Origin of the sequence: Bradyrhizobium sp. 154 (assembly GCF_023073875.1) — a bacterium.
Taxonomy (GTDB): domain Bacteria; phylum Pseudomonadota; class Alphaproteobacteria; order Rhizobiales; family Xanthobacteraceae; genus Bradyrhizobium.
Genome location: NZ_JADPKG010000023.1, coordinates 52,791 through 67,651, shown reverse-complemented (window position 1 = coordinate 67,651; position 14,861 = coordinate 52,791). Strand labels below are relative to the sequence as shown.

Annotated in this window: 13 protein-coding genes and 1 pseudogene; 7 read left to right on the top strand and 7 right to left on the bottom strand. The window is 63.7% G+C overall.

Annotated elements, in window-relative coordinates; all coding sequences use genetic code 11:
• The first annotated feature begins 3 nt into the window (after positions 1-3).
• The 6 genes and pseudogenes from IVA92_RS03345 to IVA92_RS03320 all read left to right on the top strand — a co-directional run bounded on the left by IVA92_RS03345 (position 4) and on the right by IVA92_RS03320 (position 5,817).
• Positions 4-924 carry an ABC transporter permease subunit gene (locus IVA92_RS03345; protein WP_247279433.1) on the top strand — a complete coding sequence of 307 codons (921 nt, stop codon included), beginning with the start codon at positions 4-6 and terminating at the stop codon, positions 922-924.
• 8 nt (positions 925-932) lie between these two features.
• A complete protein-coding gene (locus tag IVA92_RS03340; protein WP_247279432.1) occupies positions 933-1,694 on the top strand; it encodes a glycerophosphodiester phosphodiesterase family protein in 762 nt (253 codons plus the stop codon).
• Complete coding sequence (locus tag IVA92_RS03335) at positions 1,691-3,220, top strand: alkaline phosphatase D family protein (RefSeq protein WP_247279431.1); 1,530 nt, start codon at positions 1,691-1,693, stop codon at positions 3,218-3,220. Before IVA92_RS03340 ends, IVA92_RS03335 begins: the two co-directional genes overlap by 4 nt.
• Before the next feature lie 97 nt (positions 3,221-3,317).
• Positions 3,318-4,265, top strand: a complete 948-nt coding sequence (locus IVA92_RS03330) for a sugar-binding transcriptional regulator (protein WP_208764256.1) — start codon at positions 3,318-3,320, stop codon at positions 4,263-4,265.
• A 151-nt stretch (positions 4,266-4,416) separates the two neighbouring features.
• Positions 4,417-5,436: an alcohol dehydrogenase catalytic domain-containing protein gene (locus tag IVA92_RS03325; protein ID WP_247279430.1), complete on the top strand. Its 1,020-nt coding sequence runs from the start codon at positions 4,417-4,419 to the stop codon at positions 5,434-5,436.
• 4 nt (positions 5,437-5,440) lie between these two features.
• Positions 5,441-5,817, top strand: a pseudogene (locus IVA92_RS03320) (NUDIX hydrolase).
• Between the two features lie 7 nt (positions 5,818-5,824).
• Here IVA92_RS03320 and IVA92_RS03315 read toward each other — a convergent pair.
• From IVA92_RS03315 to IVA92_RS03290, 6 genes are all read right to left on the bottom strand, one after another.
• Positions 5,825-7,441 (bottom strand): inositol monophosphatase family protein, encoded by a 1,617-nt coding sequence (locus IVA92_RS03315; RefSeq protein WP_247279429.1) that lies wholly within the window; start codon positions 7,439-7,441, stop codon positions 5,825-5,827.
• A gap of 65 nt (positions 7,442-7,506) precedes the next feature.
• The gene (locus IVA92_RS03310) at positions 7,507-8,811 is read right to left on the bottom strand and encodes an extracellular solute-binding protein (RefSeq protein WP_247279428.1); all 1,305 of its coding nucleotides are present in this window, start codon (positions 8,809-8,811) and stop codon (positions 7,507-7,509) included.
• A 29-nt stretch (positions 8,812-8,840) separates the two neighbouring features.
• Entirely contained in the window at positions 8,841-9,605 is a 765-nt protein-coding gene (locus IVA92_RS03305) for a carbohydrate ABC transporter permease (RefSeq protein ID WP_247279489.1), read from the bottom strand.
• Positions 9,606-9,715: 110 nt separating this feature from the next.
• Positions 9,716-10,645 carry a sugar ABC transporter permease gene (locus IVA92_RS03300; RefSeq protein ID WP_247279427.1) on the bottom strand — a complete coding sequence of 310 codons (930 nt, stop codon included), beginning with the start codon at positions 10,643-10,645 and terminating at the stop codon, positions 9,716-9,718.
• Positions 10,642-11,808, bottom strand: coding sequence for an ABC transporter ATP-binding protein (locus tag IVA92_RS03295; RefSeq protein WP_247279426.1), 1,167 nt, complete (start codon positions 11,806-11,808; stop codon positions 10,642-10,644). The genes IVA92_RS03300 and IVA92_RS03295 overlap by 4 nt, the downstream gene beginning before the upstream one ends.
• Positions 11,809-11,814: 6 nt before the next feature.
• Positions 11,815-12,639, bottom strand: a complete 825-nt coding sequence (locus IVA92_RS03290) for a metallophosphoesterase (RefSeq protein ID WP_247279425.1) — start codon at positions 12,637-12,639, stop codon at positions 11,815-11,817.
• Positions 12,640-12,862: 223 nt separating this feature from the next.
• Between IVA92_RS03290 and IVA92_RS03285 the strand changes: the two genes are divergently transcribed.
• Positions 12,863-13,555 (top strand): MgtC/SapB family protein, encoded by a 693-nt coding sequence (locus IVA92_RS03285; RefSeq protein ID WP_247279424.1) that lies wholly within the window; start codon positions 12,863-12,865, stop codon positions 13,553-13,555.
• Between the two features lie 290 nt (positions 13,556-13,845).
• Here IVA92_RS03285 and IVA92_RS03280 read toward each other — a convergent pair whose 3' ends face one another.
• Positions 13,846-14,841, bottom strand: coding sequence for an ABC transporter substrate-binding protein (locus IVA92_RS03280; protein WP_247279423.1), 996 nt, complete (start codon positions 14,839-14,841; stop codon positions 13,846-13,848).
• Positions 14,842-14,861 lie beyond the last annotated feature (20 nt).

Here is a 14,861-nt window from a genome sequence, read left to right as displayed (position 1 = left end):
CGCATGGTCGAACGCTCGCCGGTCCTCAACATGGTCTGCCATGCGATCCTCATCGCGGGCGCGCTGATGGTCTGCGTACCCCTGTATTTCGCCTTCGTGGCGGGCTCGCTCACGGTGGCCGAGGTGCAGAAGGTGCGGCTGCCATGGCTGCCGGGCGGCCAGTTGTTGGACAATCTGCAGCTGGCCTGGAGCAAGGGCAATTTCAGCCGCACCTTCGCCAATTCGATCATCGTGGCGCTCGGCATCACGGCCGGCAAGATTGCGGTATCGCTGCTCTCGGCCTTCGCGATCACCTATTTCCGCTTCCGCTATCGAATGCTCGCATTCTGGCTCATCTTCATGTCGCTGATGCTGCCGATCGAGGTTCGGATCGTGCCGACCTTCGAAGCCGTGGCAAATGCGGCGCTGCCGCTGCAATGGCTCCTGGAAACTCTGCGTGTCGCCGATCTCTGGACCTGGATCAGCGGTCATAAGATCGCGATCGCGCTCGAATGGAACATGGTCAATACCTATCCCGGGCTGATCCTGCCGTTGATCGCCTCGGCCACCGCCACGTTCCTGTTTCGGCAGTTCTTCCTGACGATCCCGGAGGAGCTGTGCGAGGCGGCGCGGCTGGACGGCGCCTCGCCGCTGCACTTCTTCTGGAGCATCCTGCTGCCGCTGTCCGTGCCGAACATGGTGGCGCTCGCCATCATCCTGTTCCTGTTCGGCTGGAATCAGTATCTCTGGCCGTTGCTGTTCACGACCGACAAGGACATGGCAACGGCGGTCATCGCGTTGAAGGGCCTGATCCCGCGCTCCGACAGCGAGCCGGCCTGGAACATCGCCATGAGCGGTGCGCTTCTCACGATGTTGCCGCCGGTATTGGTCGTTCTGCTGTTGCAACGCTGGTTCATCAAGGGTCTTGTCGACAGCAGCAAGTAGGTCTGATCATGGTTTTCATCGCCGGGCATCGCGGCGGACGCAATCTTTGGCCGGAGAACAGCCTGACCGGCTTCCGCAATCTGTGCGGGGAAGGGGTCGACGCAGTCGAGTTCGACGTCCATCAGAGCACGGATGGCGGTCTTGTCGTGATCCATGATCCGCTGCTCGATCGCACCACCTTCGAGACCGGGCCGGTGGGCGAGCGCAGCCTGCGGCAATTGACGGCAACGCGCCTGCGCGATGCCGGCGATGACTGCATTCCGCCCCTGGACGAGGTGCTCGATGTGTACAGCGAGACCACGTTCGAGCTGCATATCGAGATCAAAACGGATGCCCTCGGCAATCCCTATTCCGGCCTCGAGGCGCGCCTGATCGACCAAATCAAGCGCCGGGGCTTGGAACGGCGCGCGGTCGTCACCTGCTTCGTGCCCGGCGTGATCGAGACCGTGCGCCGGCTGTGGCCGGAGGCGCGGGTGCTCGTTTCGCTCGACCGCCGTTCCGCAGAGATGATGGGCGGGATTGAGCCCGCGCTGGCGCAATTGGCGGCTATTCCCGGCTGCATCGTTGCGGTTGAAAAATCGCTGCTGGGGCTCGCCTTGCCGCTCGCCCTTAGGATGCTCGGCTCCGAGCGCCTCGGCGCATGGGTGACCAACGAGCCGGAGGATATCGCTTACTGGCTTGCCCAGCCGGTGCGGCAGATCACGACCGATCGGCCGGATCTCGCCGTGAGCATTCGTCGCAGGCTCGAAACGATGCCGGCGCGCCCATGATTCCGCGCCGCCGCTTTCTCGTGGGATCGCTGGCGAGCGCCGCCCTGGCTGCGCCCGCCGGCTTCGTGCGGGGAGCGCCGGTGTCGTTCAGCGCAGATCCCTTCACGCTCGGTGTTGGCTCGGGATGTCCGCGTCAGGATCGCGTCATGCTGTGGACCCGCCTCGCGCCGCAGCCGCTCGAGGGCGGCGGCATGCGGGACGCGTCGGTGGACGTCGAATGGCAGGTTGCGGACGACGAGGCCTTCTCGCGCATCGTCGCCCGTGGCGTCGCGCGGGCGACGGCCGAGCTTGCCCATTCCGTGCATGCCGAGGCGACCGGCTTGCTGCCGGACCGTGTCTACTGGTACCGGTTCCGTGCCGGCCCGGCGCTCAGCCCGGTCGGACGCACGCGAACCGCGCCTGCGGGGTCGGCGCGGCCCTTCCGCTTTGCCTTCGCCTCCTGCCAGCAATACGAGCAGGGCTATTTTGCCGCCTATCGCGACATGGCCGCACGCGATCTCGACCTCGTCGTGCATCTCGGCGACTACATCTATGAGAAATCCTGGGGATCGCGCCACGTCCGCCAGCACGGCGTCGGAATTCCGACCACGCTCGAGGAATTTCGCAACCGCTACGCGCTCTACAAGGGCGATCGCGATCTGCAGGCGGCGCACGCCGCCTTTCCCTGGCTGTCGGTCTGGGACGACCACGAGGTGATGGACGATTATGCCAATGCTCGTTCCTACACGGTGGGCGATGCCGCTCAGTTCCTGAAGATCCGTGCGGCAGCCTATCAGGCCTATTACGAGCACATGCCGTTGCCGCCCTCGGCGCAGCCACGGGGGGCCGACGCCACGATCTACGAGCACTATCGTTTCGGCGAGATGCTCGACGTGCTGCTGCTCGACGACCGGCAATATCGCTCGGCGTCGGCCTGTGTCGGAGGCGGACGGCCGACTTGGGTGACGGACTGCGCGGACCGGACGGACGAAGCGCGAACGATGCTGGGCCGCGAACAGGAACGATGGCTCGATGCGCGCCTGCGCGACTGCCGCGGCCGATGGACCATCGTCGCGCAGCAGACCTTGATGGCACAGGACAAGCGGAAAGGGGATGACGGCGCGCGTTTCTGGATGGACGGCTGGGACGGCTATCCCAATGCCCGCCGCCGGCTACTTGATTCGCTCGTGGCGCAGCGACGGCGCAATCCGATCGTGATCGGCGGCGACCGCCACGCCTTCTTCACCGCCGATCTGAAGCAGGACTTCGCCCGGCCGGACGGGCCGACCATTGCGACCGAGTTCGTCGGCACCTCGATCACCTCGGACGGGCCGAGCGAAGCCGGAGTCCGCAAGGCGCTGGCGGAGAATCCGCACCTCATCTATGCGCGTGGCGACAAGCGCGGCTATGCGACGGTCGAGCTCGACGCCCGGCATTGCACCGTGGGATTCGAGGCCCTCGACCACGTCAAGGACGCCGGCAGCGCCGTGCGGCGGCTGACGAGCTTCGTAGTCGAGGACGGCGTGCCGGGCGCGAAGGCCGCATGACGATCTCCGCAGGGTGCCGATTTGACGGCCAACGAAAGATCGCCTCAAATGCTCCGACGTCCGACCTTGTTTCGAGGCCGCTGCTTGGGACTGCGCCGTGACTGATCAAACCATCCTGCGGGTCGCCTGGCTCTACTACATGGAGAATCTGACCCAGGCCGAGATCGGCGAGCGGCTGGGGCTGACCCGCGCCCGCGTCAACCGCATGCTTTCGGATGCCCGGCAGACCGGCATCGTCAATATCCGCCTCAACTCCGCCTTTGCGAGTTGCACGGAGCTGGAGCACCGCCTGCGCCGGGAATGCGGCCTCGAGGATGTCGTCGTCATTCCGAGCCCGGAGAATCCCGAGCAGACCGGCAGCCTGATCGGGATGGCGGCCGGAGCCTATTTGTCGAAATTCCTCGAGCAGAAGCGCCCGCGCATCATCGGGATCGGCTGGGGTGCGACCTTGCGCGAGACTATCCGTTACGTCACGCCGGCGGACTATCCTGATCTCTCGATCGTCTCGATGATGGGCGGCCTGTCGCGCGGGCTGGAGCTCAACACGTTCGAAATCGCTGGCGAGCTCGCGCACCGGCTGCACGCCCAGTGCAGCTATCTGGCGGCACCGATTTTCGTCAGCAGCCGCCGCTCCCGCGACACCTTCCTGGCCCAGGAGGTCTATCAGGAGGTGCTGAACAGCGTCGAGAAGATCGATCTGGCGCTGCTCAGCATGGGAGATTTGACGCCGCGCTCGCTCTTGATGCGGCATGGACTGCCGCCGGACGTGCGTGCCGAGCAGCTGCGGGCGGCGGGCGCCGTCGGCGACGTGCTGGCGCAATTCCTCGACAAGGCCGGCCGGCCCATCGATCACGGCATCAACAGTCGCGCCATTGCGATGCCGCTGGAAAAGCTGGCGCGCGTGCCGACCTCGATGCTGATCGCCGGGGGGCTGAACAAGGCCCCGATCATCGCGGCGGTGTTGCGCGGCCGGATCGGCAAGGTGCTGGTGACGGACGAGAACACCGCCGTCGCCGCGCTGAAGCTGTTCGACAAGCAGAAATAGCGGCATTTCCGTAGCGTAGAGGGGAGCGCGCCTTCGGTACCGGGAGCGCGATGGTCACGCACGTGCGCCGTGAGCATGTGGAAAGCATTTGTCACCTGACAATTACATATGTAATATAACGGAGACAATTACTCAGAGGGAATGCTTCGACATGCGCGCTGCGGTGCTCCAGGACATTCGTGATATCCGCGTCCTCGATATTCCCGAGCCGAGGCCGCTCGCGGATGACGAGCTCATCATTCGCGTCAAGGCGGTCGGTGTCTGCGGCAGCGACCTGCACTCCTATCTTGAGGGCGGAACGACGGGCCCGACGCAAGTCAGGCCGTTCGTCCTGGGACATGAATTCTCGGGCGTCCTGACGCCGGACTCGGCCCGCAAGGCGGGGTTCTCGGCCGATGCGCTGGTGGCGGTCGATCCGTCCATTCCCTGCGGCCGTTGCGAGTGGTGTCACCGCGGTCACACCAATCTCTGCCCAAATGTAAAGTTTCTGGGCTACGCGCCTCACAACGGGGCAATGGCCGAATTCGTCTGCGTGCCGAAATCCGCCGTGCATGTGGTGCCTGACAGCATCGATCCCGCCGGCGCGGCGATCCTGGAGACGCTCGGTGTCGCGATCCATGCCATGGATCTGGCGCGACCGCGGCTTCAGGAGACCGTGGCGGTGCTCGGCTGCGGGCCGGTGGGACTGCTGCTGGTGCAGCTGGCGCGGCTCGCGGGTAGCGGCAAGATCATCGCGATCGACCCTGTCGAGCAGCGCACGGCACTGGCGTGCGACCTCGGTGCGGATGTTGCCTGCCGCAGCTTCGCCGAGGTCGGTGAAGCCACCGAAGGCCGCGGCGTCGATCTCGTCATCGAAGCGACCGACTCCTCGCACGGCTTCGAGCATGCCGCACGCTGTGCGCGCATCGGCGGCCGGGTCGTTCTGGTCGGCATTCCCGAGAACAACCAGTATGTCCTCAGCGGCGCGGAGTCGCGCCGGAAGGGGTTGTCGATCAAGTTTTCGCGCCGCATGCCTGAGGTCTATCCGCGCGCCATCGCCCTCGCGCAGTCTGGGCAGGTCAAGCTCGCGCCGCTGGCGACCCATAGCTTCTCGCTCGACCAGACGCCTGCCGCGTTCGAGCAGCAGGTCGCGCGGCGCGACGGAATCATCAAGGCGATCATCTGCCCGTAAGGCCATGGCGAAATCATCCAAACTCGTCGTCGCGAGAAAGGGCCGCGTCCTGATGGTGAGGCGCAGGCGCGACGGGCTCTGGATGTTTCCGGGGGGAAGACGGCGGGCAGGCGAGAGCGACAGGCGCTGCCTTCGACGCGAGATCAAGGAGGAGTTGCCCAAGCTGAAGCTCGGGCCGTTGAAGCTCTGGAAGGAAGTGAAGGCGAAGAAGGCGGAACCGGCCGGCGGATGAGCGATGCGATCTTCCTGGCCAAGAAGGTGTCGCGGCGCCTGAAGGTCGGCGACAAGAAGGAGATCGACCGCGCGGTTTGGCGGAAGCCGCGCGGCGCCAGATTGACCCCGACCTCTCGCTACATCCGCGACAAGCTGTTTCCGCGATAGCGTTCCGTCATTGCAGCGCCTGGCGCAGAAGCGCCAGCAACTCGTCGTGGATCAATCCGTTGGAGACGATCTTGTCGAGATCTTCGTTGCGGCACGGCCGTCCAGTCAGCGTCGTGACCTTGCCGCCGCCGGCCCACACCATTGGCATCGCGGCCGCGTGCGAGACGATGTCGGCCTTCAGCGAGACAAAGCCGTCGAGGCGGCCCGAGGCCACCATCGTCGTCTCAAAGGCGCCCGAAACGACGATACGCACGCCGCGCACCACCTCGCCGAGCAGTTCGATGACACGCGCCGTCCGCCGGACTTCCTCGGGCGTGAAATGCGAGGTCAGGATCACGGAGATGACCGCATCCGACAGCGAACGCGTCGAGGAGACGCGGGCCGGCACGCCGTCGATCGTCGCGCCTTCCCCGGCGAGGTAGCGCGCCTTCAATCCAATCTTCGGCGCGTCGATCAGGCCAAGTTTGGTCTCGCCGCCGACCTCGTAGGCGACCGTGACGGAAAACCACGGCAGCCCGCGCGCGTAGTTGATCGTCCCGTCGAGCGGATCGATGATCCAGCGCGCGGCGTGATCTCCCGGGCTTGCGCCGCTCTCCTCGGCCAGGATGCCGGCATCCGGCGTCAGGCGCTTCAGGCCGGCGACGACGATCGCCTCGGAGGCGAGGTCCGCCTCGGTGACGATGTCGAGCCCCTCCTTGCGCTCGGTGTGCAGGGGCGAGAATTGCATCGCGACCAGCCTGGCTGCGGCCTCGTCGACGACCGTGTCCGCGCGGGCCAGCAGGGTCGAAAGGCCGTCATCTCGATCCGTCCTGGGCTGGCGATCGGATACGAATTCGAGCGAGCACCCGTAGTCTCCGATCGGGACCACGTGGCTGCTGACGCCCATGTCCGGCTGCCAGCAATGCAAGGCAAATCCGGGCGGCTCCATGATGAAGCGGTTGGCGTGCCCGGGTCGCAGGTCGAGCGCCACTTGATGTGCCGTGCCGGGGGCGACATAGCCCACCGTGCCCGCATAGCGCGTCGTGATCGAGCGATGGTAGTGGCCGCACAGCACGCGTTCGATTTCGAGATGGTCCTTGATAATTGCGTCGAGCGGATCGGCCCCGATGAGGCGCAGCTCGTCCATCCCGTCGGCTCCGACCAGGAACGGTGGGTGATGAATGATCACGAGCGTCGGCTTGCCGCCCCCCGCCACCAGTGCGTCGCGCAACCATTGCTGTCGCGTCGCGCAGAAGGTCCCGTGGCCTTGTCCGGCTTCGACGCTGTCGAGGAACACCAACCGCAGCGGGAAATCGTCCACGACGAAGTTGATGAAGCCATCGGGCGGCAGATAATGGTGGCGTGGCCGGAGCGAGCGGACGAGCTGTTCGCGGTTATCGTGGTTGCCGGGAATGACGAACACAGGTATCGGCAGCCTAGCGAGGCCGGCGTCGACGATCCCGTATTCCTCCGCGAGCCCGCCATCCGTAAGGTCGCCGCTGACTACGACACAATCAGGCCGCGGGTCCAGCATCAGAACCGCGTCGATGGCGTCGTGAAACATCGCGTTGGTATCGACGTGGCCGTAAGCGAGCTTGCCGCGCGATCGCACATGGAGATCGCTCAGCTGGGCAATGATGAACACGTAATTCCGTCTCCTGAAGCGTTGCGGCCGGCACGTGGCCGTTGCCGCAATCGATGATCCAGTACTTAAGAGCTCTTCATCAAGGCGTTGCTTTCCTTGACCATGCGATCGAGCCCGGCCTCGGGGGTGGTCTCGCCGCGCATCACGGCGTGGATGGTCTCGCGCTGCGTGCGCCATATCTTCACGGACTGCCCGCCGGGGTAACCCTGCCAAGGCTTCGCGCGCTCGATCTGCTGCGAAACGGTGCGGAAGTTCGGGTTCTTATCGTAGAACGGGGCCAGGAATTCGGGCCCCGAGGCGCGCAGATTGGTCGGCATGTAGCCCGTGGTCTCGACCACGATCTTCTGCGCTTCAGGTCCGCTCACGAACTTCAGGAACTCCCAGGCGGCCTGCTGCTTTGCGGCGTCCTTTGCCGTGATGATCGCCGCGTTGCCGCCGGTCGGCAGTCCGCCCTTCTGCTTGTCGTCGATCGGGAACGTGCAGGTTCGCAATGTGAACTTGTCGCCGATCAGGTCGGTGACCTGGCGCAGCCGGGCCGGCGTGTCCGCGAAGACGCCGATCTTCCCGGCGATGAACTGCTGGCGCGAGGAATCCCAATCGATCAATGGCATCTTGGCGTCAGCGACGAATCTGCGGCAATGGCTGAGCGCCTTGAGCCCGGTCTCGTTGCCGAAACCGGCAGCGGTTTCCGATGCGTCGAGCATCTGGCCGCCGCCCTGCAGGATCAGGGAGCGGAACAGCCAGTCGTCCGGCCAATCATGGATGTTGTAGGCGATGCCGGCGACATCGGTGCCCTTGGTCTTGATGTTGGCCGCCAGGTCGATCATGCCGGGCCAATTGTCGGGCATCTTGTCGGGATCGCCGCCGGCCGCTTTCACGAGCTGCGTGTTGAAATAGATGACCGGCAGGGATGCATTGAACGCGAGACCATAGATATTGCCGTCGACCGCGCCGAGCGCCAGGATTCCGTCGGAGTAGTTGGCCTTGCGCCAGGCGGCATCCTCCTTCTGCAGCAAGGGCGCGACTTCCGTGATCTGGTTGCGTTTCACCAGTGTGCGCACGAGCTCCGCGAGCAAATGGTAACCCGAATAGTAGACGTCGGGAAGCTGGTTGGTGACGGCCTGCCGCAGCATGGTTTGATGACCTTCGTCATAGCTCGCCGCCGGGGCCCGGAACTGGACCTTGATGCCCGATCGCTGCTTCATGAATTCCTGGGCGATCGGCTCGTGGAATTTCGCGAAGGCGGGGAAGGCATAGAGGACGTCCAGCGTCACTTCCTGCGCCTGTGCGGAGCGCGCCAGAAACGGGCTTGAAAGCGCGGTGCTCCCGACGGCGGCGGCGCTCTTCAGGAGGTCTCGGCGATGCAGCATGACAGTGTCTCCCCTAGCAGTGGTTGACGTCACTTGATTCCGGTCATCGTGATGCCGGCGATGAAATGCCGCCGCGCGATCAGGAACGCGATCACCAGCGGCGCGGTGATGATGGTGGCACCGGCGGCCAGCGCGCCGTAATTCGAGCCCAGCTCGGAATCGGCGAAATACATCATGCCGAGCGGAGGTGTTGCGAGCTTGGTGTCGGAGACGACGATGAGCGGCCAATAGAGGTCGTTCCAGTGCGCCACGACCGAGAAGATCGAGAACGCCGCAATGGCAGGCCAGGCGCTCGGCACGACGATGCGCCAGACGATTTCGAATTCGCCGACGCCATCGAGCCGCGCCGCTTGGATGATCTCGTCCGGATAGGATTTGAAGAACTGCCGGAACAGGAAGATCGCGAAGACCGACAGGAAGAACGGCATCATCATCGAGAGGTAGGTGTTGAGAATTCCGAGCTCGGCGAACGCGATGTAGAGCGGGAGCGAGGGCGCCTGGACCGGAATGCAGAGCCCGAGCAGGACCAGCGAGAAGAGGACCGGGCGTCCCGGAAATTTCAGCTTGGCGAGCGCGTAGGCGCAGGGAATTGCGACCAGCAGCTGGACGATGAGAATTCCGCCGCAGACGATCAGTCCGTTGAGCAGGAAGCGCAGCAACGGCGCGGTGCTCAGGGCGGATTCGAAGTTCTGCCATCCATAGAACTGACGCGGCCAAAGCCGAAACGTCGCCTCGAAGATCTCGCCTGGCGGCTTGATCGCGCTCGTCAGCATGAAGACAAAGGGCAGCAGCATGAAGACGGCGCCGCCGATCAGCACCGCGTGCACGAGTGCGAGCGAGACGAGGCGGCGTATCCGGATCGCGACCGGTGCGGAAGGGCGGAGGATCGTGGCTGGCTGATGCATCAGTAGTGCACCCGGCGGTCGAGGACGAAGGTCTGCAGCACGGAAAAGACCAGCGTGAACGCCAGGAAGACCAGCGTGAGGGTCGCCGCATAGCTCATGTGAAAATACTGAAACCCTTCGAGATAGATCGCATACAGCAGCACCTCGGATGCACCTCCGGGGCCGCCACGGGTCATCACCGCGACCGTGTCGAAGATCTTGAAGGCCGTGATGAAGGTCGTCACGGTCACGAACATCGTGGTCGGACCGAGCATCGGCCACGTCACTTTGAGAAAGCGGTCGACGGGATGGCTCGCGCCGTCGATGTCGAGGGCCTCGTAGAGATCCCTTGGGATCGCCGAGAGCCCGGCGAGGAATAGCACCATGTTGAAACCGATGAGCTGCCAGATGCCGATCGCGGCGAGGGTCGGGATGACGAGGCTAGGCTCGCTCAGGAATGCCGTCGGCCCTAAACCCAGGCTCTTGAGGACCTGATTGACGAGCCCGAGGGTCGGATGCAGCAAGAACTGCCACATCGTGGCCATTGCGATGAGCGTCGAGGTGACCGGGAGGAAGTAGATGACCTCATAGAGGCTGCGCGTACGCTTGCGCTGATGGATCAGGATTGCGACCAGCAGCGAGATCAGGACGCCGCCGGGCACCACGATCGCGACATAGAGCAGGGTGTTGGTCACCGAACGCCGGATCACGGGATCCTGGAGCGCCGTGTTGAAGTTCTTGAGGCCGACCAACGAGAAGTCGAGCGCGCCCAGCTCGTAATTGGTGAAGCTCAGGAATGCGAGGGCGGCAAGAGGCGCCAGATTTGTCAGCACCAGCAGGATGAAGGCCGGCGCGGCAAAGCCCAGCCCCGCGAACCGCTCGATCCAGCGTTGGCGGCTGGCCGGCGGCGCGGCGCCGAGCGGGGCGATCTCGACCGCGGCGGTGGTCATCGGACCTCGCTCGCGCGGCGCAAGTCGCGGCCAGCCGCGGCGCGGCTGTCAGCCTCGATGCGTCGGCCGTTGTTGTCGAAGACGTGACAGTCCCGCGGCTCGAAGGAGAGCGTGACCTCGCCCTCGGGGATTGGCACGTCGTTGTCGATCCGGCAGAGCACTGCGACCTCGGGTGAGGCCGTGAGGTCGAAATGAAGAATGCTCTCCGAGCCGAGATTCTCGCGGCGTCGGAACCGGCAGGTGATCGTGCACGGTCCGCCTCCGATCCGCATCGCCTCCGGACGCACGCCAACCATCAATTCCGGGGCAGGGGCGTTCCGAACGTCGATCGGCAGCGTGCGGCCGAGAAGCTCGACCTGGCCACCGGGGCCGAGGCGGGCTGGGAGCAGATTGATCGCCGGACTGCCGATGAACTGGGCGACCGCGGTCGTGGCGGGACGCTCATAGACTTCGGCGGGCGTGCCGAGCTGGAGGATGTCGCCGTGATCCATCACGGCCAGGCGATCGGACATCGTCATCGCCTCGACTTGGTCGTGGGTGACGTAGATCATCGTCGCGCCCAGCCGTGCATGGAGCTCGGTCAGCTCGCCGCGCATGTGCACACGCAGCTTGGCATCGAGGTTCGACAATGGCTCGTCCATCAGGAAGGCTTGCGGGTGACGCACCATTGCGCGGCCGAGCGCAACGCGCTGTCGTTGCCCGCCCGAGAGCTGCCCAGGCCTGCGATGAAAGAAGGTTTCGATGCGAAGCTGCTCGGCGACGGCCCGCACCTCGCGCGCAATTTCGCCCATGACGCGCCGGCGGCGGGAAGACAAATGACGCATGATCGGCAGGCGCTCGAACAGGTTGAGGCGCGTCATGGTGAGCGGCAGCGCGATGTTGTCGAACACTGACATGTGGGGATAGAGCGCGTAATTCTGGAACACCATGGCGATTCTGCGCTCATGAGGCCGCAGATGATCGACCGAGGTCTCGCCGATCGACACCGAGCCGCCGTCCTGCGATTCGAGGCCGGCGATGATGCGCAGGAGCGTCGACTTGCCGCATCCGGAGGGACCAACCAGCGTCAGAAATTCGCCGTCCGCAATGTCTAGATCGATGTCGTTGAGGACAGTCGTGTCGCCGAAAGTCTTATGGATGCCGCGCAATGTGAGGCCGGCCATCGCGGATTAGTCCTCAGCTTTTCGGGGCGGATAGACTTCGTGAACGACGTCGTCGATCCAGTAATCGGTAAGGCCAGGCACCGGACGAATGCTCACCTCGATGTTCTCGCCCTCGATGTCGTAGACCACTGCGCCGAGCCGGGCGGCGCCGCCCATTGGCGGCGCCAGTTTCTCACCGACCAGAAAGCCGGCCGCCGGCCCCCAGACGTAGTGCGTTCCGTTTAGCCGGATCTCGTGCCAGCGATGCAGATGACCGCTGGCTACGATCTCGACCCGGTAGCGATGCAGCAAATCGAGCAGGGCGCGGCGTGGCTCCGGTTTGACCGACCAGTAACCGGTGTCGCCCTCGGTCGGTGATTCGATGAACAGTGGCCGATGCGTGAACCAGGCAAGGCGACGCCCAGCAGCATCGGCCATCGCGGCTTTGAGCCATTCGGTTTGCCGCGCCTCCTCGGGGCCGCCGCCGAAGATCATCGAATTGAGCCCAATCAGGCGCCACCCGTCCAGATCGCGTAGCCAGCAGTCGTCGCCGAAATGTCGACGAAAGCGATCGAGCCGCTCCTCATTCACCGGCTGATGCAGATTGCCCACCTCGCCGACGTCATGATTTCCCGGAACCGCCACGAACGGGACGCCGAGCGACGCCAGTTGAGTTGCGCAATAGGCTGCGTCGGCTTCCTGATCGGCGGCGTCGACCGTTACATCGCCGGTATGTATGACGAGATCTGGTTTATGATGCGCGATCCAACGCGCAAGCGGCGTCCAGTTTGCATCGAAGTGCTGCTTGCTCGGGCTGAGATGCGTATCGGAAATCTGAATGATTCGGACCATGACGCCTCTGCTGGATACCTCCTCCCGCTGTAGATCCGTCGCGCCCGCGGTCTATCGCTGGATTGACTTCGCGCCTTGTCTCTGCGCGTTGAATGATTTTGTAACAAGCGATTTGAGGTTCGGACGTTATCCTCTTTTGACGCACCCCATTTAGCAGCTTGAATTAGCGGACTATACATATGATCATAACTTGTGACAAATGTAATTTTACGGGACGTGAGCCATGGGGCACGATGAATTTGTGATCGTCGTCAGAGTGACGGGTGCCCTCGTCATAGGCGCGATGATTGGATTCGAGCGTACGTTTCACGGTCGACCGGCAGGGTTTAGAACCCATTCTCTGGTGTGCGTCGCATCAGCGATTCTGATGATCGTAACCGTCTATCAGCACCAGTGGATGACGTTCCTTGAACATGATGCGATCCGAACCGACCCGACGCGCATGGCGCAGGGGATCATGACCGGCATTGGCTTTCTGGGCGCGGGAGTCATCTTTAAGGAGGGCCTGACCGTGCGTGGACTGACAACGGCGGCGTCCATTTGGGTTACCGCGGCCATCGGTGTTCTGGTCGGAATAGGGTTCTGGTTTGCTGCCGTTGTCGGTGCCCTCGCGACTCTGATTGTGCTCGCCTTGTTCAGGTATATCGAGGCTCGGTTGCCTAGCGAGTTTTACGCCCATCATATGCTTCGGTTCGCCCGAGATCGGGTCATGGGTGAAGATGAAGTCCACAAGATGATCGGCGCTCACGGGTTTACCATCGCCAACCTGTCTTCCCGGTTAAGCGAAGGCGGGCTGCAGTTTGAATACCGCATGACGATCAAGAGCCGCGACCGGCTTAATGCAGAAAGACTTGCTAAACATCTGCGCGGTTTGCCAGAGGTAATCGAGTTTCGCATTACCCCGACGGGCGACTAGGCCACGTACCGTGGTCCGTGCTCATTGCCAGGTCCTCCCGCAATTGCGACAGCGGCTGAGCGGAACGAAAGGCGGCTCGCTGAATGGTTAGAGTTGCAACGTGGGAGGGCAATCCATACCGCTTTGAACAGGGGAGTGCAGCAGCGCAGTTGAGCGTGCGGAAGGGACGGGATGTCGCTTCGGTGCTCAACACATGCTTGGTACGTCAGCAAATCATCGGTCGGGATGAAGACAACTGGCGCGCGCCGCACAGCTGACGTGTCCGGCGAGGTCTCTCGGTGCCTTGGTATCTAGGCGATCGTCTTCAAATACAGGCTCGGATCGAAGTACTTGCTTGCTGGCGTGAAGTCCTTGATGCCGGCGTTGGCCATGAAGAAGTCTGTCGACTGCTGCAGCCAATTGGTGACCGTCCCGTCCGAGTACATCCGTTTCCAGTCCTTGGACGTGAACATCTTCTGCGCCTTGAACGACTCGTTGATGTCCGACAGCGGCGTCTGGCTGTAATGACCCTTCTGCAGCTTCTCCATCGCCTCGTTGCTGTTCGCGACGATATAGTCATTGGCATCAGCCCAGCCGCGGATCAGCTTGGCCAAGGTCTCCTTGTTGGGTTCGTAATAGTCGTTCGCCGCCGCCCAGCCGCCGATGATGGCCGCCTTGGGATAATAGGCCGACGCATCGGCGAGCATGGTCGCGCCCGGCACCTTGTCGCGGACGGTGACGTTGAAGGGCACCCAGAGCGCCACGGCAGGCACGGCGCCGGAGATGAAAGCGGTCACGGCCGCCGGCATGGTCTGGTTGACGAGCTCGACCTCCTTGGGATCGACCTTGTTGGCCCGGAGTGCCGTATCAAGGAAGACGTGCGCGGTCGTGCCCGTCGCGGTCGCGATGCGCTTGCCCTTGAGGTCCGCAAATGACTTGATGCCCTGATCGCCGCGGACCCACAGCTGCGCGGTTGCGACCTCGATGTCGTTGATGAGAAATACCTTGCCTTGGCCGCGCGCCGGGAAGTTCGAGAGGACAGCACCGGTCGCCAGCACGTCGAGGCTGCCACCGATCAGCGCCTGAAAGATTTCGAGGCCGGTGTTGAACTGCCGCAGCTCGAGATCGAGGCCCTGCTTTTCGAAGGAGCCGCGGTCCATGCCGGTCCAGATCTGGCCGTCGACGGCGACGGTGTGGAGATAACCAACGCGGACTTTTGTTTTCGCTTGCGCGATCGCCGGTGCCAAGGCCGTGAAGGTGCCGAGCGCAAGGCCTGCCGTCGTGGTCAGAAATTGCCGCCGATCCATGATGTGTCCTCCGTTTTGCT

What these genes read in the sequence shown, in the direction of transcription:
- IVA92_RS03345 (WP_247279433.1), top strand. Translation starts at nt 4, where the DNA reads ATGGTCGAACGCTCGCCGGTCCTCAACATGGTCTGCCATGCGATCCTC.
- IVA92_RS03340 (WP_247279432.1), top strand. Translation starts at nt 933, where the DNA reads ATGGTTTTCATCGCCGGGCATCGCGGCGGACGCAATCTTTGGCCGGAG.
- IVA92_RS03285 (WP_247279424.1), top strand. Translation starts at nt 12,863, where the DNA reads ATGGGGCACGATGAATTTGTGATCGTCGTCAGAGTGACGGGTGCCCTC.
- IVA92_RS03325 (WP_247279430.1), top strand. Translation starts at nt 4,417, where the DNA reads ATGCGCGCTGCGGTGCTCCAGGACATTCGTGATATCCGCGTCCTCGAT.
- IVA92_RS03295 (WP_247279426.1), bottom strand. Translation starts at nt 11,808, where the DNA reads ATGGCCGGCCTCACATTGCGCGGCATCCATAAGACTTTCGGCGACACG.
- IVA92_RS03310 (WP_247279428.1), bottom strand. Translation starts at nt 8,811, where the DNA reads ATGCTGCATCGCCGAGACCTCCTGAAGAGCGCCGCCGCCGTCGGGAGC.
- IVA92_RS03305 (WP_247279489.1), bottom strand. Translation starts at nt 9,605, where the DNA reads ATGCTGCTGCCCTTTGTCTTCATGCTGACGAGCGCGATCAAGCCGCCA.
- IVA92_RS03290 (WP_247279425.1), bottom strand. Translation starts at nt 12,639, where the DNA reads ATGGTCCGAATCATTCAGATTTCCGATACGCATCTCAGCCCGAGCAAG.
- IVA92_RS03300 (WP_247279427.1), bottom strand. Translation starts at nt 10,645, where the DNA reads ATGACCACCGCCGCGGTCGAGATCGCCCCGCTCGGCGCCGCGCCGCCG.
- IVA92_RS03280 (WP_247279423.1), bottom strand. Translation starts at nt 14,841, where the DNA reads ATGGATCGGCGGCAATTTCTGACCACGACGGCAGGCCTTGCGCTCGGC.
- IVA92_RS03335 (WP_247279431.1), top strand. Translation starts at nt 1,691, where the DNA reads ATGATTCCGCGCCGCCGCTTTCTCGTGGGATCGCTGGCGAGCGCCGCC.